At 37.1% G+C, this 22,797-nt stretch carries 14 protein-coding genes; 13 read left to right on the forward strand and 1 reads right to left on the reverse strand.

The genetic code is table 11. The features are described from left to right. Positions 1–6 precede the first annotated feature (6 nt). The 12 genes from IEV85_RS09470 to IEV85_RS09525 all read left to right on the forward strand — a co-directional run bounded on the left by IEV85_RS09470 (position 7) and on the right by IEV85_RS09525 (position 20,079). Positions 7–1,980, forward strand: a complete 1,974-nt coding sequence (locus IEV85_RS09470) for a glycoside hydrolase (protein WP_229712549.1) — start codon at positions 7–9, stop codon at positions 1,978–1,980. Between the two features lie 65 nt (positions 1,981–2,045). Next, a complete protein-coding gene (locus tag IEV85_RS09475; protein WP_188462643.1) occupies positions 2,046–2,918 on the forward strand; it encodes an AraC family transcriptional regulator in 873 nt (290 codons plus the stop codon). Positions 2,919–3,406: 488 nt separating this feature from the next. Beyond that, positions 3,407–6,607 (forward strand): SusC/RagA family TonB-linked outer membrane protein, encoded by a 3,201-nt coding sequence (locus IEV85_RS09480; protein WP_188462645.1) that lies wholly within the window; start codon positions 3,407–3,409, stop codon positions 6,605–6,607. An 18-nt stretch (positions 6,608–6,625) separates the two neighbouring features. Beyond that, entirely contained in the window at positions 6,626–8,197 is a 1,572-nt protein-coding gene (locus IEV85_RS09485) for a RagB/SusD family nutrient uptake outer membrane protein (RefSeq protein ID WP_188462647.1), read from the forward strand. 12 nt (positions 8,198–8,209) lie between these two features. After that, positions 8,210–9,262 carry an IPT/TIG domain-containing protein gene (locus tag IEV85_RS09490; RefSeq protein ID WP_188462648.1) on the forward strand — a complete coding sequence of 351 codons (1,053 nt, stop codon included), beginning with the start codon at positions 8,210–8,212 and terminating at the stop codon, positions 9,260–9,262. Between the two features lie 96 nt (positions 9,263–9,358). After that, on the forward strand, positions 9,359–10,564 hold the full coding sequence (locus IEV85_RS09495; protein WP_188462650.1) for an alpha-galactosidase: 1,206 nt from the start codon (positions 9,359–9,361) through the stop codon (positions 10,562–10,564). A 156-nt stretch (positions 10,565–10,720) separates the two neighbouring features. Further along, on the forward strand, positions 10,721–11,137 hold the full coding sequence (locus tag IEV85_RS09500) for an HYC_CC_PP family protein (protein WP_425562889.1): 417 nt from the start codon (positions 10,721–10,723) through the stop codon (positions 11,135–11,137). Between the two features lie 107 nt (positions 11,138–11,244). Then, positions 11,245–15,072 (forward strand): efflux RND transporter permease subunit, encoded by a 3,828-nt coding sequence (locus tag IEV85_RS09505; RefSeq protein WP_188462654.1) that lies wholly within the window; start codon positions 11,245–11,247, stop codon positions 15,070–15,072. Positions 15,073–15,095: 23 nt separating this feature from the next. Next, positions 15,096–16,364: a TolC family protein gene (locus IEV85_RS09510; RefSeq protein ID WP_188462656.1), complete on the forward strand. Its 1,269-nt coding sequence runs from the start codon at positions 15,096–15,098 to the stop codon at positions 16,362–16,364. Continuing rightward, positions 16,348–18,051, forward strand: coding sequence for an efflux RND transporter periplasmic adaptor subunit (locus IEV85_RS09515; protein WP_188462658.1), 1,704 nt, complete (start codon positions 16,348–16,350; stop codon positions 18,049–18,051). Before IEV85_RS09510 ends, IEV85_RS09515 begins: the two co-directional genes overlap by 17 nt. A 98-nt stretch (positions 18,052–18,149) precedes the next feature. After that, the gene (locus IEV85_RS09520; protein ID WP_188462660.1) at positions 18,150–18,764 is read left to right on the forward strand and encodes a DUF3347 domain-containing protein; all 615 of its coding nucleotides are present in this window, start codon (positions 18,150–18,152) and stop codon (positions 18,762–18,764) included. Positions 18,765–18,855: 91 nt separating this feature from the next. Beyond that, complete coding sequence (locus IEV85_RS09525) at positions 18,856–20,079, forward strand: permease (protein WP_188462662.1); 1,224 nt, start codon at positions 18,856–18,858, stop codon at positions 20,077–20,079. Between the two features lie 59 nt (positions 20,080–20,138). Here IEV85_RS09525 and IEV85_RS09530 read toward each other — a convergent pair whose 3' ends face one another. Further along, entirely contained in the window at positions 20,139–22,142 is a 2,004-nt protein-coding gene (locus IEV85_RS09530) for an ATP-binding protein (protein ID WP_188462664.1), read from the reverse strand. A gap of 205 nt (positions 22,143–22,347) precedes the next feature. Between IEV85_RS09530 and IEV85_RS09535 the strand changes: the two genes are divergently transcribed. Then, on the forward strand, positions 22,348–22,743 hold the full coding sequence (locus tag IEV85_RS09535) for a hypothetical protein (protein WP_188462666.1): 396 nt from the start codon (positions 22,348–22,350) through the stop codon (positions 22,741–22,743). The last annotated feature ends 54 nt before the right edge of the window (positions 22,744–22,797 follow it).

Raw genomic sequence — 22,797 nt, forward strand, 5'->3', positions numbered from 1 at the left:
GTAAAAATGAAACAACAATCAAATATTACACATTCAATGCGATACTTATTTATATTTTTATTCATCCTATTAAACTACATAACTCCAACGTATTTAAACGCGCAGGTTGAATTTACTACATGGGGAAATTTAACAGGCATACGGGTAGATAACCAATTGATGCAGTTCAATTCAAGCCTTGTATTAATAGATGAGGAGAAAAGTTTTACCAGAGTAACACGGAAAGAAGCTCAAACTACTGATTTTGAAAGAACAGATTTGAAGAAAATATTTAGTTATGAAATGGGTGAAATCAGATGGAAAGAAACTATTCAATCATTAGAGAAAGGCACAGCTTTAATTGATGTTGAATTGAGTACAAAGGCTGACACTTTAATTGATGCTGCATTTTTTAGAATAGAGCTACCTGAAGAATTTGATAATTCTACCATTTTTAAGGTTCAAAATGAAAATGTTATGAATTTAGAATCCATTAGCACTTATCAGGCAGAAGCTAATTATATAGCTCCTTTAAGTAAAATAATTGTAAGTTCAACGTTGAGGAAATTAGAAATATCTTTTTCAAGAATTACTCAGGTGATGGTGAAAAACACGAGTGAAGGAAATATACGATTAGATTTTCTGATACAAGCAGGAGAAGTATTAGCAGATACTATTTATAGTAATCAATTCACCATAAAGGCATCAGGAGAAATAGATCGATCTGTTGTAAATTTAAAGGTTTTTCCTGAGCAGGAGGGAAAGCAATTTGATGGAGTAGGAGGTAATTTCAGATTACAAAATCCATCTACAGATCCTCAGGTAATTGATTATAGCTTAAAAAACTTAAGAGTTTCATGGTCAAGAGTTGAGTTACCCTGGTCATACTGGCATCCTGATTTAAGTAAAAACCCGATTGATGAAGCTAAAAAAGGAAATCTTCATCCTAAAGTTCGGGATGCTATGGAAATGGCTAAGCGATTAGATCAACAGGGTATTCCAGTGATTTTAGCTACTTGGTTTGCTCCTGAATGGGCCATTATTGGCAAACGTGCTGAAGGCGTGAACATTGATGGTTCAAGAGGTAATGCGTTGGATCAAACTAAGAAGCAGGAAATCTATGAGTCTATTACTTCCTATATTCAATTCCTTAAAAAGGAGTATGGTGTTGAAACTGTTATGTTTTCGTTTAATGAGTCTGATTTAGGCATAGATGTAAGGCAAACTCCTGAGGAACACAATCAATTAATCAAAGAGTTAGGGGCTTATTTTAGAAAAAGAGGTGTTGAAACTGACTTTTTGCTGGGGGATACAGCTGATGCAGATGGCTGGCCTTTTACAACTTTAGCTTCAACAGATCCTGAAACCCGCCCCTTTATTGGTGGAGTTTCTTTTCATTCATGGAGAGGCTGGACTGATGAAAATTTACTTAAATGGTTAGATATATCAAACCGCGTGGGGAAACCATTATTCATAGGTGAAGGTAGTATTGATGCTGGTGCATGGCGCTACCCTGGAATTTTAGAAGAGCCTACTTATGCTTTAGATGAAATAGATGTTTATCTTAAAATATTAGCGAAAGCTCAACCCCTTAGTATTTTGCAATGGCAGCTTACAGCAGATTATTCTGTGATGTCAGGAGGTGGTGTTTTTGGTAATACAGAAAAGGAATTACACCCTACTCAACGGTTTTTTAATCTTCAACAATTAGGTGCAACCCCTCAAGGAAGTTTTTCTATTCCAGCAACTATTAGCAAAAAAGGATTAACTGTTGCTGCATATAAGGAAGATAATAATACTTCTTTCACTCTTCATGTGGTTAATAAAGGCGCGTCAAGAGAAGTGAAAATAGAAGGTATTCCTGATGGAATTGATAAGTTAAATGTGCGTGTTACCAATCGTACCAATTCTAATAAAAAAGTAAAAACTATTAAGGTGAAAAATGGAATTGCAGAGTACAATTTGGAGGGGGCTAGCTTTATTTCTTTTTTCAGTAAGTAGAAAATGAGTAGTTTTTACTAAATTATTTTAAATAATAGATATGGTGAATCCTTAAAATAATTAAAATGTACAAAGATTATCATCGTGAAATTACTCCACTCTCTCCAGAAGATAGCTTTTTGGTTTTTGATAGAATGAAGGATGATTTTGATTTCCCCATTCACTTTCATCCTGAGTATGAATTAAATTTTATTTTAAATGGGAAAGGGGTAAGAAGAATTGTGGGTGATAACATGGAGGAAATTGATGATATCGAATTAGTGCTTGTAGGGCCTAACCTGCAGCATTGTTGGGAAATGCACAACTGTAAAAAGAAGAATATTCATGAAGTAACAATCCAGTTTCATAATGATTTATTTGATATAAAATTATTGGAACGCAGAATCATGAAACCAATAAAAGATATGTTTGAGCGCTCCACACATGGAATTCTCTTCTCTAAGAAAATTTCAGAAGAGATTAAGCCACGTATACTCAAGCTTTCTAAGATTGATAGTATAGACTATTTCCTCGAGCTTGTTTCTATTCTACACGATCTGGCTAATTCAAGAAAGCAACAGCTTTTATCTTCTTATACTGCTACAAACAAAGATTTTGAGAATAGTGGAAAGATTAAAAAAGTTTACGAATATATTCAGGAGAATTATCACAAAAAGATATCACTTGCAGAAATCTCCGATCAGGTAAATATGAGTCCTGTTTCTTTTAATCGCTTTATTAAAAAAAGAACTGGAAAAACTTTTATTGATTATGTAAATGATACCAGAATTGGCTATGCAGCGCGTTGGTTATTGGAAAAAGACATAAGTATAGCTGAAGCCGCTTTTAAATGTGGCTTCAATAATATCGCCAATTTTAATAGGGTATTTAAGAGAAATAAAAATTGTACTCCCAGCCAATACCGTGAAGAGTTTAGTGGTATTAAAAGAGTACTCTGATAAATACAAATATCAAACCTTACCCAATTTATGAGATAATAGAAATTAAGGTGCTTCAGATAGAAATTATATATCGCCTACCCCTGTTTACCAGCTTCAATATTGTCCAATCTCAGGAGAAAGAATAATTTGATATTACACAAAGTGGATAGAAATATTTTATAATCAATTTAGGTGCTGGGGTGACCATCTAGGTAGATTCTGGTTAAAAGTTGATGTAATAAATGCTTTGTTTTTGAATTCTTATAAGTGTTTAAATACTAATTGAGCCTGCACGAGAGAAGCTGTCATAATCATTATGCTTAATTACACTTCATAATCGAATATATTTAATCATTAATTGATAAAATAATATTAACAGAAGGGTAATGTATGCTTTAAATTTGGTAGTATATTAATCAAAATACTATATATAAATGGTAAATTAATACTAGGTTAATTAACGATAGGAAAATTTTTATTTCTATTATTTCAAAACAAACAATAATATGTATAAAATTTTAAGTCACAAATGGGTAAGGTTTCATCATAAAAAGAGAGTATTCCTTACGTTGCTAATTTTTTTCACTGCATACTTGGCAGAAGCTCAGAATGTGGTGACAGGAAAGGTTACCACGGCTGAAGATGGTCAGTCCCTTCCGGGAGTAAATATTACAGTAGTTAACGGTTCTTCAGGAACCACTACTGATATTGACGGAAATTTTTCCTTAGAAGTACCTGACGATGCTAGTCTTAAATTTAGTTTCATAGGCTTCACAACCAGAACTATTTCTGTTAGTTCGCGCTCCGTTATTAATGTTGCTTTAGAGGAAGATATCGCACAATTAGGAGAAGTAGTAGTTATTGGTTATGGTACTCAGCAAAGAGGAGATGTAAATGGTTCTGTTGCAAGTATTGATGCAAATGTTATCGAAAACATTCCGCAGCCAAGTCTTGATCAATTAATGCAGGGAAGAGCTGCCGGTGTTACAGTTACACAAAACTCTGGTCAACCAGGAGCAGCAGTTTCTGTAAGGGTAAGAGGTATTACATCTATAACAGGCTCCAATGAGCCATTATATGTAATCGATGGAGTGCCAGTTTCAGGAGATGCCACAAACTCAGCCACAAGCGGGAGAACAGCGGCCAGTTCATTTAATGGAAACGGACAAACAGGAGTGAGCCCTCTTGCTGCAATTAATCCGAATGATATTGCCTCACTTGATATTTTGAAAGATGCCTCAGCAACAGCTATTTATGGTTCCAGAGGTGCTAATGGAGTAGTTATTATAACCACAAAAAGAGGGCAAAGAGGGGAGACCGGTAAAATTACTTATAGTAATTACTTTGCCATTCAGGAACCTCAAAAATTGATAGATGTAATGGACCTTCCTGCTTATGCTAAGTTACAAAATGATTTAGCTGGTATTTATGGAGTTCAGCCTAGAGTGGAATTTATTAATATTGAACTATTAGGAGAAGGAACCAATTGGCAAAATGAGGTTTTTAAAAGAGCTTTCATGCAAAATCATGAAGTATCTCTTTCCGGCAGTAAGGATAATGTAAATTATTTTATTTCAGGAGGTTACACTGATCAGGATGGTATAGTGATAGGCTCTAACTTTAATAGAATCAGCTTACGATCTAATGTTGATGCTAAATTAAAAGAGTGGTTCAAGGTTGGAATTAGCTTAACAGCAAGTCAGACAGACGAAAACATAACATTAAACAGTAATAGGAATGGAATAGTGAGTTTAGGCCTGTTACAGGCTCCGGACGTGGCAGTAAGAAATCCTGATGGTTCTTTTGCCGGTCCACCACCTAACCCTAGTGCAGTGGAAGGAAATATTAACCCTGTAGCACAGGCACTGAGCAGAACCAACACATTGGTGAGGAGTAGAGTTTTGGGAAATTTTTATGCTGAATTACAATTAATGGATGGTTTAAGTTTTAAAACTGAAATTGGTGGTGATTTTGGGTTTGATGAAAATAACTTATTTACTCCTACTTATGAATGGGGAAGGTTTATTAATGATAACGCTACTTTATATCAAAGTAATGCAAACAATACTTTCTGGATCATCAAAAATTACTTTACATACAAAAAAGCTTTCAGTCAAAAGAATGATATCACTTTGTTGGTTGGACAAGAGGCTCAGCAATCCTCATGGGAAGGTAGGAGTCTTATAGGGCAGGGCTTCGTAAGTAACGATATTCAAACAATGAATAATGCCAGTACCTTAATTAATGCCGATGCTTATAAGGGAAGTCAGGCGCTCAGTTCATACTATGCCAGAGTACTATATGATTTCGACAACAGATATGGTGTAACTGCTACTGTGAGAGCTGATGGTTCTTCCAAATTTGATCCCTTAGGCGATACACAGTGGGGTGTTTTCCCATCTTTCTCAGCTTCCTGGAAAGTTTTTAACGAGAATTTTATGGAAGGTGTTAATAAAGATATTTTCAGTAATTTGAGATTAATAGCTGGTTATGGTGTAGTAGGTAATCAGGGGATTCCCAACTATTTGTATGGAGCAAGTCTTGCTGATGTAAGAACAGGCTTAGGACAAGGATATTATGTTACAAATATTCCTAATCCTGATTTGAAATGGGAAGAATCTTACCAGACTAACATTGGGTTAAACTTTTCATTATTTAAAGAGAGCCTTTCCTTTAATATTGAAGTATATGATAAAACTTCAAAAGACTTTTTATATCAACTTCCTCTTCCATTGTATTTAACAGGTCCTTCCGGAGGCGAATCTTATTTGGCAGGCGTTGGTTCCCCTTATGTTAATTTAGGAGAATTGCAGAATAGAGGTATTGATTTATCAATTAATTACTCTCTCGTTTCAGAGAATAGTGATTTCTCATGGTCTTCTAACCTCAATTTATCCCATTATAAAAATAAAGTAATTGATTTATATGGAGATAATTTCGATATCACTAGAACCATTACAACAGGATTTTTATCATCACCGCTCACAAGAACCATTGAAGGTCAGCCAATTGGGCTGTATTATGGATATAAAGTAAAAGGTATTTTTAATGATGAGACAGCCTTTGAAGATTTACCTGTGCAATTTGATACACCATTCTCTGAAGAGTTAGGAGGAATCTGGTTAGGTGATATACAATATGAAGATGTTAATGATGATGGTGTAATTAATGAAGATGATAGAACTTTTATAGGTAACCCACATCCTGACTTCACTTTTGGTTTCTCTAACAATTTTAGATATAAAAATTTCGATCTTACCATCTTTCTGCAAGGGTCATATGGTAATGATGTACTTAATCTTACCAGAAAAGAGACATCAAGTCTTTCCAGATTGTATAATAATCAACTAGAAGAATCTTCAGATTATTGGACAGAAGAAAATACAGATGCGAAATATCCTCGACCAAAAAGAGGAGATGATAATAGCAATCTCTTCATTTCAGACAGGTACGTTGAGGACGGATCTTATTTAAGAGTACAAAATATTAAACTGGGTTATACCTTAAATCAAGATCTTACTCAGCGAGTACGCATTAACAGGTTAAAAGTATTTGCAAGTATTCAAAACCTGCACACATTTACCAATTACACTGGCTACGATCCTGAAATAGGAGCTTTCAATCAAGATGCTTTGCAGATGGGTGTAGACATAGGTAGATATCCTATTCCAAGAACATTTACAGTTGGTATAAATGCTGAATTTTAATTTTAAAATAATAAACAGATGAAAAATTTTAAATATATATTCTTTCTGGCTGTTAGTTTCATAACCATTTTTGTCAGTGCATGTCAGGATGAGTTTTTGAACCGACCTCCTGAAGATGGCATTTCTTTGGATAATTTTTATTCCAGTGAAGAAGAAATAACGGCTAGTCTAAATGCACTTTACGGCACTACATGGTTTAATTTTAATACTAAAGCATTTTGGTCAATCACTGAATTAGCTTCAGGAAATGCAAGAACCTTTTCCGGAGATGTTATCAATTTTGGGAATTTCACAGTAACAGGAGATAATACAGTACTTACAGACGGCTGGGAATCTCTTTGGGGTGTAATAGCTCAATCTAATGCACTAATTAATTATTTACCCGAAAGAGTGGGAGCTAATGTTGGGGAGGAAGTTGTGAATAATGCTTTAGGTGAAGCCAGATTTATGAGAGCTACAGCTTACTTTTACTTAGTGAGAATATGGGGACCGGTTCCTATTGTTGAAAACAGTCTTGATTATGTTTTCTCCCCTAAAATCCCTACTAACAGGGTGGAGGATATTTATGAATTCATTGAAAGAGACCTTCAATTTGCTATTGAAAACCTTTACGTCAAAAACAGAGGAGGTAACTATGCCGATAACGGACATGTTTCCAGCGGTTCAGCTAAAGCACTAAAAGCTAAAGTACACTTGTATCAGGAAGAATATAGTGAGGCGCAGCGCTTGTCACAAGAAGTGATTAACAGTGGTGAATTTAAACTATTAGGAGTAGATGTTCCTGGAACTTCTTATGCAGACTTATTTAAAACCGAGTTTAACAATAACGAAGAATCTATAGTAGCTATGCAGTGGACAGCTGCAAGCTATGGTACAGGAAATGCCATGCAAGCTTCATTTGCAATTAGTTCTACTATTACTGGCACTGGTGATGGTTACGGAGTAATAGGCCCAACAATTGATTTGCAGGAAGCTTATGAAGCAGGAGATGAAAGGCGTAAGGCAACTATTATGTTGGCAGGAGATTACTATCCTGAAATCAGATCATCAGATGGAGGTTATACCGTTCCTGAGGATGTTAATGCACAGAATACAAAAGCTGGTATTAAAAAATATGTAGTAGGTACTCCTCAGGATAACGGTGGGGCTGGTTTGGCACAGGCAACAGCCAATAACACCTACATTATGCGTTATGCTGATGTATTACTCATTCATGCTGAGGCCATTTTAGCAGGTGGGGCAAGCACAGCTGATGAAGGTGCTCTTCAGTCATTTAATACAATTAGGCAACGAGCTGGTTTAGGCACTTTTCCATCTATTACCTTTGAGGATATTCTGCAAGAAAGAAGAGTAGAATTTGCCATCGAAGGAGAGTATTGGTTTGATTTAGGAAGAATAAATCGTCAACAGGCCATTGAAATTATTAGTAATCAGGAGAGAGGTACCTATAGCAATGATGATCCTCCTGTTATTTATTCTCAGACTTATACTCCTTCATCTGAAGATTTTACTATGCCTTATCCAGCTGTAGATGTGGCCTTAAACCCCCTGTTATTAGAAGACCCGGTACCTTATGAATTCAATGATTAAACTTTAAAAGTTATGAAATCAATATTTAAAAAAAATCTATCTGTATTCATTGGAAATATACTTTCCATAATAATACTTGTTTCAGTTTTTTCCTGCACAGATGTAGATGAAGAGATCGAAGTATCATCAGGACCACCTACACTTGAAAATATTAGTCCGGCAGCAAATCTTGATTCTGCTATTTCACAAACTGTGAGAGGAAATCTTTATGTGCTTCATGGAACCAATTTATTAGGTACTGAGCAGATTTTTATCAATGAAACTGAAGCTTATTTTAATCCTGCTTTAGTGACAGCCAATAATATTTTTGTAGCAGTACCTGATGAAGCCCCTTACTTTAATGCATCGGATCAAATAAAGGTGATCACCACTAAAGGCGAAGCAACTTTGGATATTTCCATAGCCCAACCTGCCCCTAAAATTGAAAGCTTTGCCCCATTGGCAGCTGGCGAAGGGGATATTGTTACAATTAAAGGTTCAATATTTGAGGGACTCATTTCAGTAAGTTTTGGAGAGGTTGAGGCTATAGTAGTTTCTTCCTCAAGCACTGAAATTAAAGTTGAAGTGCCAGAAGGAATTGTTCAGGCTTTTATTTTCGTTGAAACAGCTGGTGGCATAGCCAGAAGTACAGCAGCTTTTGGATTCAAATTTGTAGTTTATGATGACGCCCTAGCTACAGGTTGGTGGATAGGAGGATGGTCTGGTACTGAAGATTTTGAAAGTACTGAACAGGTAAAGCGAGGTACTTATTCCATTAAAAGAATTTATGAAGGAGGTTATTCTGGCTTCCAGATTGGTAATGGAGGAGCCACCATTGAACTTTCAGATAAAGAGGCTGTAAAAGTTTCATTATTTGCAGGGGAAAATGCCGTAAAAGTAAAACTTGTACTTAATGGAAATTATGAAGCAGGAAAAGAAATAGAATTAGTTTCTGGTGAGTGGAATGATATCACTGTTCCTTTATCAGAATTAGGCGATCCAGAAACTTTGACAGAAATTGTAATTCAAGAATTTGCAGGGAGTGTACCAGCTACTGTCTACATTGATGATTTAGGTTTAATTTAATATAATTTGTTTAGTTTAATTTTAATACTCTCTGGTCTTCTCCAGAGAGTATTTTTTATTTCAACAATAGATGATTAACATTTGATGCACATTCTTATGAAGAATATATTCCTACTGCTATTAATTTTAATGAGCATAAATATTGTCTTAGCTCAAAAATTTGAGGATCTGGCACAAACACCACCTATGGGTTGGAACAGTTGGAACAAGTTTGCCTGTAATGTGGACGAAGATTTAATAAAGCAAACGGCTGATGCAATGGTTTCAAGTGGTATGAAAGATGCTGGATATGAGTATATTATAATAGATGATTGCTGGCATGGTGAAAGAGATGAAAAGGGCTTTATATCAGCAAATAAAGAACGTTTTCCTTCTGGTATGAAAGCACTTGTTGATTACGTACATTCTAAAGGGTTAAAATTTGGAATTTATTCTGATGCAGGATGGCAAACTTGTGGAGGAAAACCTGGTAGTCGGGGAAGAGAATTTCAAGACGCACAAACCTATGCTAAATGGGGTGTGGATTATCTTAAATATGATTGGTGTAATACTGAAGGATTAAAAGCAGAAGGAGCCTACCTCACCATGAGAGATGCTTTGTATGAAGCAGGGAGGCCAATTGTTTTAAGTATATGTGAATGGGGTCAAAACAAACCGTGGAAGTGGGCTGAAGATGTTGGTCACCTGTGGAGAACTACAGGAGATATTTATAATTGTTGGGACTGTGAAGAAGACCATGGTACTTGGTCCTCTTTTGGTGTATTGAGAATTTTAGATATGCAGGAAGGCTTAAGAAAATATGCCGGACCTGGTCATTGGAATGATCCTGATATGATGGAAGTTGGAAATGGAATGAAAGTTAACCATGATAGAGCACATTTTACAATGTGGGCAATGCTGGCAGCACCCTTAATTGCAGGGAATGATTTGAGTAATATGACACAGGAAACTATTGATATACTTACCAAAAAGGAAATAATAGCTATTAGTCAGGATGCCTTGGGAATACAAGCTTTTAAATATCAAACTAAAGATGGTGTCGAGACCTGGATAAAACCATTGTCGAATGGAGATTGGGCAATTACTTTTCTAAATAGGAGCAAAAATGAACAAAAATTAAATATGAAATGGGAAGAACAGGAGATTATTGATCCGGACTTTGGCTATAAAATGAATTTAGCCTCGCAAGTATATAAAATCCAAAATATTTGGAAGGAAGCAAATTTAAAAGACACTCAAAAGCCTTTGAAAATTAGCATTCCTGCTGAAGATGTAGTTACACTATTGTTAACTAAAAATTGAAAAACCATGAAATTGTCATCAGGTAAATTAATTATCTGATGATAATTCTGGACACGCTGAATTGAGAATGACATAATATGAATGTATAGCTAATTTAACTTTATAACGAACTTATTTAAAGCAAATTTCGTATGTTTGCTATTATAACTATCCAATTTGCAAGCTCTAAGGAAAATATCAGCGATCATTTTAGCCTTTATGGTGATGCATAGCTCTATTAGCTATTCCCTAAACATGCATTTCTGTATGGATGAGCTGGCAAATATTTCTTTTTTTGATGCAGGTGATAACTGCAAAATGGAAGAGGTAAAGCCTGTTTGCCATAAAGCAGAGCAACCAGTACTGGATAGCAAACCCTGTTGCCAAGACCACACCTTAAGTGTTGAAGCACAGGAAGAGATTACCTCCGCCAGCATTTCTAAAGTACCTGTTGCACAACTGGTTATTATAGCTGCTGTTTTAGTGCCTGAGTTACTTTTAACTGAAAGTTCTGCGGTTGTTTCTTCTCACCTCTATTCTCCACCCATACTCGTCCAAGATATTCCTATCATTCACGAGCAATTTCTTATTTGAATAGCATATAATTCGCAAAACAGCTTGGATTCCCGAAGCTGCAAACCTGATGAATTGCTTTAATGGCATTTTCATTAAGTGGATTATTTTATTCAAATTCTCTAGAAATGTTTAATAAACTTATTCAGTATTTTCTATATAATAGACTGGTTACTATTATTTTATTGGTCTTTTTAGTCTCCTGGGGCTTGGTTACTTCTCCCTTTAACTGGGATTTAGGTTTTTTACCAAAAGATCCTGTACCCGTTGATGCTATTCCTGATTTGGGGGAAAATCAGCAAATAGTTTTTACAGAGTGGGCTGGTCGTTCTCCACAAGACATAGAAGACCAGATTACCTATCCTATGACCAGCACCTTGTTGGGTATTCCCGGAGTAAAGTCTGTTCGGAGCACCTCAATGTTTGGTTTTTCAATTATCTATTTAATCTTTAACGAAGATGTAGAGTTTTATTGGTCACGTACACGTGTACTGGAAAAACTAAATGCTTTGCCGGAAAACTTATTGCCGGATGATGTGAAGCCTACTTTGGGACCGGATGCTACAGGTCTTGGTCAGGTATTTTGGTATACGCTGGAAGGCAGAGACTCTGAAGGTAATGTTACAGGGGGCTGGGACTTGCATGAATTGCGTACCATTCAGGACTATTATGTAAAACTGGGCCTTAGCGGGACTGAAGGCGTTTCTGAAGTAGCTTCCGTTGGCGGATTCATCCAGGAATATCAGATAGATGTTAACCCTGATGCACTAAAAGCCTTCGGTATAGGCATTGACCGGGTAATGATGGCGGTAAGAAATTCCAATCGGGATATTGGTGCTAAAACCCTGGAAATTAATAAGGTAGAATACCTCGTGCGTGGTTTAGGCTACATCAAGTCAATCAAGGATATTGAAAACTCCGTTGTGGCCGAAGTGGAGAATAAGCCGGTTCTGATTAGAGATTTGGGAGTTGTTAGCTTAGGGCCTGCGGAGCGAAGAGGTATTTTAGACAAAGGTGGAGCTGAAGTAGTGGGTGGTGTTGTGGTGGCTCGGTATGGAGCTAATCCTTTACAGGTAATAGAAAAAACGAAAGAAAAAATTAAGGAAATATCTGCCGGCTTACCCAAAAAAACCTTAGCAGATGGTACAGTAAGCCAGTTAACAATAGTTCCGTTTTATGATAGAACAAAACTCATCAATGAAACTATTTACACGCTGGAAGAAGCCCTTTCACATGAAATTCTTATTAGTATCATAGTCATTATTGTATTGGTTTTGAATTTAAGGGCTTCATTAATCATAGCTTCATTACTTCCTATAGCTGTACTGATCACTTTTATTGCCATGAAATACCTTGGGGTAGACGCCAATGTGGTGGCACTTTCCGGGATTGCTATTGCTATTGGGGTAATGGTGGATGTAGGAATAGTATTTGTAGAAAATACTATCAGGCATTTAGAAATGGATAAAAATGCTGATGCTAAAGGTAAAAAGTTACTATCAATTATTTATAAGGCTACTATTGAAGTGGCTCCGGCAGTGACTACCGCACTTGCTACTACTATTATCAGTTTTCTTCCTGTTTTCTTTATGGAAAATGCAGAAGGAAAGCTTTTTAAACCATTGGCTTTTACCAAAACCTTTGCTTTGGCAGCTTCATTCACTATTGGAATTATCATTTTGCCCATGTTTTCATACTTCGCTTTCAACCTCAGGGTGCGGAAAGCAAAGTTAATTCAAGCATGGAATATTTTTCTGATACTGGCAGGGGTAGTGCTGGCAATTTACTTTAGCTTATGGCTTCCTTTAGCACTCACATTAATTGGAGCAATTAAATTAATTGAAAGCCACAAGCCTGAGTTTGCCGGCAAGTATTCTCAAAAAATCATGCTTTTTGTTATTCTGGCAGTAGCGGTATTTTTCTTAACCGGACAATGGATGCCTTTAGGACATCAAAGTGCGATATTTTCCAATTACTTGTTTGTGCTGATTTTGCTCACTCTTACGCTACTTGTTTTAATGGGATTGGTGAGATTCTACCAGCCGATTTTAAACTGGTGCCTTGTGAATAAAGGAAAGTTTCTATTGGTTCCGCTTGTCACTATTGCTTTCGGTGCCATGATCTGGTTAGGTTTTTCTACTATGTTTGGTTTTGTACCTAAAGGGGGAGATAAGCCAGGATTTAATGTTCGCAGCACAGGTTTTTGGAGTACTATGTCTCATGCTTTTCCAGGCGTTGGAAAGGAATTTATGCCTTCCTTAAATGAGGGGAGCTTTTTGCTGATGCCTACCACCATGCCACATGCAGGAATTAGTGCCTCAAAGGAAATCTTACAAAAGCTGGACATCGCTGCTGCTGCAATACCTGAAGTAGAGATGGCGGTTGGCAAATTAGGAAGAATTGAAAGTGCTCTGGATCCCGCACCTATTTCCATGTATGAGAACATTATAAATTATAAACCGGAATTTATGCTTTCTGAAGGGGGAGAGCCTCTTACTTTTAAAGTGGATGAGCAGAATCGATTTATACTTCAATCGGGTGATAGCTTAACGAATGATGAAGCACTTAAAGCAGGAGTTACTCAAAACGAACTGATAGCAGATGAGGAAGGCGATTATTTCAGAAACTGGCGTTCTCAGATTCAGAACCCTGATGACATATGGAATGAGGTTGTAAAGCGTACTCAGCTACCTGGAGTGACTTCTGCCCCTAAATTACAGCCTATTGAGACTCGGCTTGTAATGCTGCAAACAGGTATGCGGGCTCCGATGGGGGTAAAAGTGTATGGGCCTGATCTGCAAACTATTCAGGAGTTTGGGCTGCAACTGGAGCAGCTGCTTAAAGAAGTCCCTTCAGTAAAATCAGAAGCGGTATTTGCTGACAGAACTGTAGGTAAACCATATCTTGAAATAGCTATTGATCGCTCGGCCATTGCGAGGTTTGGCTTATCAGTGGAGGCAGTACAGTCAACTTTGGAGACGGCCATTGGAGGTATGGAAATTACCTCTACAGTTGAAGGAAGAGAGCGGTTTCCTGTTAGGGTAAGATACCCGCGCGAGCTCAGAGATGACCCTGAGAGTATTAAATCTATCTTAATTCCTACACCAGGTGGTGCACAAATTCCCTTGGGGCAGTTGGCAGAAATACAGTATACCAGAGGCCCGCAAATGATTAAAAGTGAAGATACCTTTTTGGTGGGGTACGTGCTCTTTGATAAGCGCGAGGGTTTTGCTGAGGTAAATACAGTGAATGATGCTCAGGCTTATTTGCAGCAAAAAATTGATAATGGGGAACTAGTAGTACCTGTAGGAGTCAGTTATAAGTTTTCAGGGAATTATGAGAATCAGGTACGGGCAGTCAAGAGATTGTCTATTGTTATACCTATTTGCTTAATACTTATTTTTCTGCTGTTATATTTTCAATTTAAGACAGTTATAGCCTCAACTATTCACTTTTCAGGCGTTTTTGTGGCTTTTGCAGGTGGCTTTATCATGATTTGGCTGTACGGACAACCATGGTTTATGGATTTCAACCTTTTTGATACAAATATGAGAGGCCTGTTCCAAATGGAAACCATCAATTTAAGTGTGGCAGTTTGGGTAGGCTTTATAGCACTTTTTGGTATTGCTACGGATGATGGCGTATTAATGGGAACCTATATCCATCAGGTTTTTGAAAAAAATAACCCGCAAACTGTAGCCGAAGTAAGAAGTGCGGTGCTGGAAGCTGGTAGTAAGCGAGTGAGGCCTGCCATGATGACTACCGCAGTAACCATTATTGCCTTATTTCCTGTGCTAACCTCCACCGGAAAAGGTTCTGATATTATGGTGCCAATGGCCATTCCTATTGTAGGGGGCATGACTATACAGATCATGACCATTTTTGTTGTGCCGGTTTTGCAGGCCCTTTGGAGAGAGTCTGTGGTGAAAAAGAACACAGAACCTATTAAAAAATGAATTTGACTTTAAAGAAACTTAACATGAAAAAAGTTAAATATTTATTATTCAGTAGCTTATTTCTTATCCTCTATGTTACTAAAACTGCTAATGCACAAGAGCAATTGGATGAGTATTTAGCATTGGCAGTCAAGAATAATCCGGCCGTCAAATCAGCTTATGCACAATTTGAAGCTGCTCTGCAGAAATCACCACAGGTAACAGGACTTCCTGATCCTACGCTTACAGTCAGCGCTTTTGGCAGAATGATAGAAACCAGACTGGGAACACAAGAGGCCCGGTTTTCTTTTATGCAAATGTTTCCCTGGTTTGGAACCAATAAAGCAAAAAGTGAGGTAGCCAATTTGATAGCTGAAGCCTCCTTTCAAAATTATCTTGAAGTGAGAAAACAAGTGATTTTTGATGTGACTTCTGCTTATGTGGAGCTTTATGCACTCACAGAAATTATAAAGCTGAAAGAGGAAGATCTTAAAATCCTTAACGCTTATAAAGAACTAGCCATTAGCAGGTTTGAAAGTGGTAAAGCACCTATGGTAAATGCCGTTAAGGTTGATATTCAGAAAGATGCTGCTTTAGCAGAAATAGAATGGTTGAAAGAGGAGCTAGAGCCAATACAGACAAAATTTAACTTGCTAACAGCAAGAGAAGTTCAATCAGCTATTAATGTTGCAGATACACTTTTCATTGAAGATCAAAATCCTCTATTGGAAAATGAAATGGAACTTCTTGAGAATCATCCTTCCATTAAGGCGCTTAAGCAGAAAGAAGCTTCCTACGGTTATCAGGAACAGGTGGCTAAGAAGGAAGGTTTTCCTAATATCGGTTTGGGATTAGATTATTCTATTATTTCCAAACGACCAGTGGATGATCTGGAGAGGAATGGTCAGGATGCCATTATGCCTATGGTGTCACTTTCTCTGCCTGTTTACCGAAAGAAGTATCGTGCTTCAGCAAAAGAAGCGCAGTTAATGGAAGAAAGCCTGATTCATCAGCAGGAAAGTCAAATGAATAGTCTGGTAAATGAATATCAATCTGCCCTTTATGAATTAAATAAGGCGAAGAAACAGGTAGCACTCTATGACAGACAGATAAAAAGTGCTGCACAGGCCAATAAATTGTTAGTGTCCGGATTTAGCAATGATCTTACGGATTTTGATGAAGTTTTACAAATGAACCAGGATGTTCTGATGTACAAAACGCAAAAAATTGAAGCTATTAAAAATGCATTGATAGCGAAGGCAAACTTAGAGTATTTACTTTCAAAAAGTGAAAATAATGAAAACGAATATTAATAATATATTGAAAGCAACTGGAATTCTGATTGCAGGTGTGTTGCTGGGATGGCTAATTTTTGGCGGTGAGAAAAACAATGAGGAAGCAGTGCATGACCATTCTATCAGCAATGCAGCAGAAATATGGACCTGCTCTATGCATCCTCAGGTTAGAAGTAATGAACCTGGGGAATGTCCTATTTGTGGAATGGATTTAATTCCTCTGGCTGTAGAAGATTCGGAAGCTAATCCAGCTGTATACCAAATGAGTGAGTCGGCCATGAAGTTAGCCAATGTGCAGACTATTAGAGTTGGTTCCACTGAAGCAGGGCAAAAAGTGAGGCTTAATGGTAAAATTCAGATTGATGAGAGAAATACCTACACGCAGTCAAGCCACTTTCCCGGCAGAATTGAGCAATTAATGGTGAACTTTACAGGAGAGAGCGTAAAAAAGGGGCAGACGCTTGCTAAAATCTACTCGCCTGAATTAGTAGCAGCGCAGGAGGAGCTTCTTCAGGCAGCTTCTATTAAGGAAAGCCAACCTCAGCTTTTTGAAGCAGCAAAAAGAAAGTTTAATAATTGGAGAATAGGAGAAAATCAGATTAATGAAATTATTAGTAGTGGAAAAGTAAAGCAGGTTTTTCCATTAAAAGCGGATATTAGTGGAATTGTGACCAATAAAATGGTAGAGTTAGGTGACTATGTGGAAAGTGGAGTGCCTATTTATGAGATATCAGATTTATCAAAGCTATGGGTGCTTTTTGATGTGTATGAAAGTGAATTAGGATGGATAAAGGAGGGAAGTGAGGTGACCTATACAGTAAAATCTCTTCCCGGAAGGTCATTCGATGGGAAAATTAGCTTTATCGATCCACTCATAAATTCGCAGAGCCGTGTAGCTACTGCAAGAGTTGAAATCAGCAATAAAGAAGGGCTGTTAAAACCACAAATGTTTGTTTCCGGTGTTATTGAAAATCCTGTGGAGCAGGGAAATGATGAGATTATTATTCCGCAATCAGCCGTACTATGGACCGGTAAGCGATCTGTAGTGTATATGCAGGAAAGCGGTGGCTTTAAGATGAGGGAAGTTACCTTGGGAACAGCCTTGGGTGAAAACTATGTGGTGCAGGAAGGTTTACAGCGGGGAGAGGAGATTGTAATAAATGGCGCGTTCACTATAGATGCTGCTGCAGAATTAGCCGGAAAGCCCAGCATGATGAGCCATGAAAATGAGCAGGTAGATCAACACCATTTACAGGAAATAAGCATACAGGAAAAGAAGGCTTTATTACCTTTATTTGAAGCTTACTTTGAAATGAAAAATGCACTGGCCTCAGATAATAATGCCGGAGCAAAAATGGGAGCCAGAAACATGAGTAAGGCATTTACCAATTTGAATAATAATGACTTTAGCAGCAATTCGAAAATGGTGAGGCGGCAAATATCCCGAGTGCTGGAACAGACTATGGAAGGCCTTAACGATAAGCAAATAGAGGATGTCAGAAAGAACTTTATAGCCATTTCAGAAGCAATGATAGCGCTGGCAAAAGCTTTTGACCCTTTGGACGCTCCACTTTATGTGCAACATTGTCCTATGGCAGATAATAATGTGGGCGCAGATTGGCTTAGTAGGGAAGAAGAAATCATTAACCCTTATTTTGGAGAATCTATGCTTAGTTGTGGTGAAGTAAAATGGGTCATTCGCTGAATTTTTGAAAAAAAATGGCATTTTCAGTGCTATTCTCATCTTTCCTGGGGAGTAGCCCGTAATTTTAATAGAAACATAAGTAACTAATAATATCAGATATGAGAAATATAATTTCAATGCTAATTACCTCAATTTTTATAATATCATCCTGTCAAAATAAAGCAGGGGATAATGCTGAAAGTGAGGATGTTTATGAAAATGAATCATACGAAAACCCTAAAACCTTAGGCTCTGAGGAAGAACCAGTAAGTCCTAAAACCCTGGCAGGGGATGATGACGAGAATCTAAAGATGTTAGAGCAAAATTATGACTTAAGAAAAGACGAAGCCACTAAGTTGCTTTCATTCTATCTAGAGATTAAGCAAGCCTTAGTAGAGGGGGAGTTGGAAAAAGCAAGTGCCTCAGCTGCTTCTATGCAGCAGGTTTTGGATAATAAAGATAGTGAATTGGCAGAGTCAATATCCCGCCCGGCAAAAAGCATTATGCAGGCTGTACAATTGGAAGAGCAGAGAAAAAAGTTTAGCGAGCTTTCTACGGTAATGTATGATATGCTGAAGATGACAAATATTCTTGACTATGAAATCTATTGGCAGTATTGCCCTATGGCTTTGAATGATGAAGGTGCTTATTGGCTTAGCAGCTCTGAGCAAATAGAGAACCCGTATTTTGGAGAAACAATGTTACGCTGTGGAAGCACTAAGGAAGTTTTATAGCAAACTTAAGGTGAAAGCTTTTATTTAGCTTATCTGAATCATTTCCTTTATAAGGGCATCAATGTATTAGTTAAGCAGATAATATTTAAATATGAATGATTTTTTACAAAGATGGGGAGAGGCAGCTAATACCTCTGCAGGATTTTTTTGGATGGCTCTCTGGGCATTCGTGCTTGGTTATGCCGTGAGTAGTTTGATTCAGGTTTTCATTACTGAAAAGCGTATGCAGCAAAGCATGGGGAAAGATGAGGGTAAAGGCGTACTCTTAGGCACTTTCTTTGGGTTTATTAGTAGCTCATGCAGTTTTGCTGCCTTAGCTACCTCTAAATCACTATTTCAAAAAGGAGCAAGCTTTGTATCCTCTATCGCATTCTTATTGGCTTCTACTAACCTGGTAATTGAATTGGGTATTATCATTTCCATTTTTTTGGGCTGGCAGTTTGTGGTGGGAGAATATGTAGGAGGGATGCTACTTATACTCAGTAGCTGGCTTTTAATCAGATTGATTAATCCGAAAAAGCTTATAAAAAGAGCTAAAGAAAATTTGCAAGAGGATCACGATAGCAAAGAGGATGAAAAGTCTTTTCAGGAGAAATTAAAATCTTCAGAGAGTTGGGCTAAAGTAGGAAAGCAATATGGCATGGAATGGAAAATGGTTTGGAAAGATGTAACTGTAGGCTTCACTATTGCAGGACTGGTTTCCGCATTTGTACCTGATACTTTTTTTGAAACCCTTTTCATTAATACAGGTGAAGAACAGGCTTCTTTTGGTTTTTTCACCCTATTGGAACATGTAATAGTAGGCCCCGTAGCTGCTTTTCTTACCTTTATAGGTTCAATGGGTAACATTCCGCTGGCAGCTTTATTGTTTGGGAAAGGTGTGAGTTTTGCAGGAGTCATGGCATTTATTTTCAGCGATTTGGTGGTGTTTCCTGTCTTGAGAATAAATGCGAAATACTATGGATGGAAGATGTCTCTTTTTATCTTGTTTTTACTTTTCACTTCTCTGATAGGTGCTTCTTTACTGTTACACTATGGTTTTAACCTTTTTAATCTCCTGCCCGAGCCTTCAGCAGGAAAAAGTATTACGGAAACAGACCATTTCCAATTTGACTATACTTTTTACCTGAACGTAGCATTTTTACTTGTTTCAGGAATTCTTATTTATTTTGGTTTCTTTAAAGGGAAAGAGGTGAAGTATCATAAAGAGATGGCTCCCAAAAGTATGGCAATGGAAAAGACCTTAAAATGGTTAGCTTTTATAAGCTACGTATGGCTTTTAGGTGGAATTATTGTTAAATATTTTATTTTGTAAAGGCTATGCTGACCGAGAATAGGCATATAAAGCCTTAATTGGGTAAGCACCTAATTGATTTAGCTATTCTTGAGGTTGGGAAGATCTACGTAAAAAGTGCTTCCCTTTCCGGGATAGCTCCTAAAACTGACTTCTCCCTGTAACCTTTCAACAAGCTCTTTTACGATAGACAACCCAAGCCCTGAGCTGCTTTCATTACCGGTAGGCTTATTGCTCATTTTCTGGAATTTTTTGAATATTTTATGCTGTTCTTCCTCCAGTATACCTGTTCCTTTATCAGCCACAGAAATTTTCAGCTTGTTATTTTTTAAGCTCGCTTTAACAGTAACTGATGTATTGGGGTGTGAAAACTTAATCGCATTTGATATCAGGTTATCTAATATGCGGTTTAATAAACTCTTATCTGTATAAAATGCGCCCTCCTCAGTGTCTATTTTTTCTCGTAGTTCAATCTGTTTTTGGCTGGCCATTCCAGTATATTTTTTGAGCACTTCTGAAAAATAAGGCTGAACCTCAATAGGTTTAATATTGATCTCTTTTTGGGTTTCTAAATTGTAGAGCACCAATAGATCGTTGATCAGGCTCATTCCCTGGTTATTCGACTTTTCCAGATGGTTTAAATAGATGAGTTGCTCAGCAGAAACATCTTTATCCATACGCATCAGTTGAATCAATCCTATATTATTAGATAATGGTGATTTTAAATCATGAGCTACAATATGAATTAATCCGTTTTTTTCTTCGTTTGTGCGCTTAAGCTCCTCATTTCCTTTAATGAGTTCTTTATTTTTAATATCCAGCTGCTTGGTTCTGGCTAAAACTTTAGCCTCTAATTCTTTATTAGCAGATTGCAATGCTTCCCCTAATTCTTCATTTTTCTCAAAAGTAGTATTGAACCTAAGACCCATGATTACCACATGGGAGAACAGGTATATGAAGATACCGAATGCAAACACCAAATCACCTACCAGTTGGAGTCTGTGCACCATGATTTCTACAGCGCTTACCCCAAAAAGAAAAATGAAACCGATTAATGCTATCAGTACTTCTTTGTCTCCTTTCAAACTCTCTTTTGCTATAAAGAATAGTAAGCCTACACCTGTTAAAAAGGTGGTAATCTGCATTACCGGAACAAGATATGAGCTATACAGCATAGGTAGAATAGCTGTTACTATACTGGCCCCCACAGCAAGATAGTAGGGGAGGGTAGTGAAGAATTTAGGAATAAATGACGGAAACATGTGGTAAATAAACTGGATAGTGAAGCCCAGGATAAGAAAAAAACTGACGAGTTCTACTTTGGTACTTAACCACCAGGGAAACTTTAAATACTCAATTAAAAGATATTCATCAACACTAAGTGATCTTAAAATGGTTAAAAAGCAAACCAAAGAAAAATAGATGGCTAGTTTATCTCTTCTGTGAAATAGGCTTATCCCCACGTGATAGAGCCCCATAAAGAAAATGGATCCCATCAGAAAAAACAGGACGGCAATTTTTTTACTGCGGTTATCGATTAAGGCTTCATAGCTTCCTATTATAGGAGCTCTTCCCATTCCGCCTTTTCGATAATGGAAATTGGAAACATGTAATACAATATCCAGCTCCTCTGTGTTTTCAGGTAGTTTATAAATTTTTTTGATATAGTTAGGTTCCGCTTCTTCTTTGGAAACACCTACTTTACCTATTTCCCCAAAAACTATTCCATTGATAAATAACTTGTAGGCAGTGCTGGTAATCGAAGGGTTGATAGCCAGCTGAGGTCCGTCTTTATCAACAAGTACTTTTATATAGTAAGTGGCATAACCTGTTCCCGGAAGTTTTTCTCCGTCATAAGCGTCAGAATTCCAGAACCCGGGTACTTTCTGAAAGTTTTTATCTGTAATAGCCTGCATTTCTTCTGCAGAAAGTAATTCTCCGAACTTCATTTGCCATTGGTTAGATAATCTTTCAGGGTGATTAACCAGGTCTTTTCCTCTCAAATCAATTACAAAGGGCTGAGCCACTACTGTTGAAAAGCAGCATAAGAAAAAGAATAGAAACAGTGCCTTTACTTGATACATTAACTATTGAATTATAGAGTAAAATAAGACAATAAAGAGCTTATAATGATGCATTTATGGAAAATATTAATTAACTACTCGATGAAACTACTCATTTCCACTTTAAATGGTGGTTCAGAGGGAGGATTTCTACTTTAGCTTATTGCGGGATTATTTATAGAAAGCATCGGAATTTTATTGTATTGTTTTTATCTTTGCTAAAACCATGAAGCTCTATCAATCCATATTCTTTTCTTTGTTTTTTCTGGTGCAAAGTATTGCTCCTAAAATGGATTTGTGTTGTGAGCTTAATAAACTCCCTAACCTTTATGAGCATTATCAGGAGCATATTATTTGTAATGAAGGCTCATTTATCCAATTTCTTTTAAATGACTATCTGGCTGATGAATCCACTGATCAGCCGGATCACCATAATTCCGAGCATGAGGACCTTCCTTTACAAGGTGATCATAACTGCTGCCATACACCTATCTTTTTTGCTTTTGTGGAAAGCGTTTCGCTTGATAATATAGGTTTTACAAGCCATACTAATTCAAGTATTTACTTTTCAAATATCAATTCAGCATACGCTGTATCTCTTTTTCAGCCTCCTCAGGTTTAATTAAACTACTTTTAAAGGATAGCAAGGTTAACCTGGCATTCCTTTTATTTCTTT

The organism is Marivirga lumbricoides, from assembly GCF_014636295.1.
GTDB classification, from domain to species: domain Bacteria; phylum Bacteroidota; class Bacteroidia; order Cytophagales; family Cyclobacteriaceae; genus Marivirga; species Marivirga lumbricoides.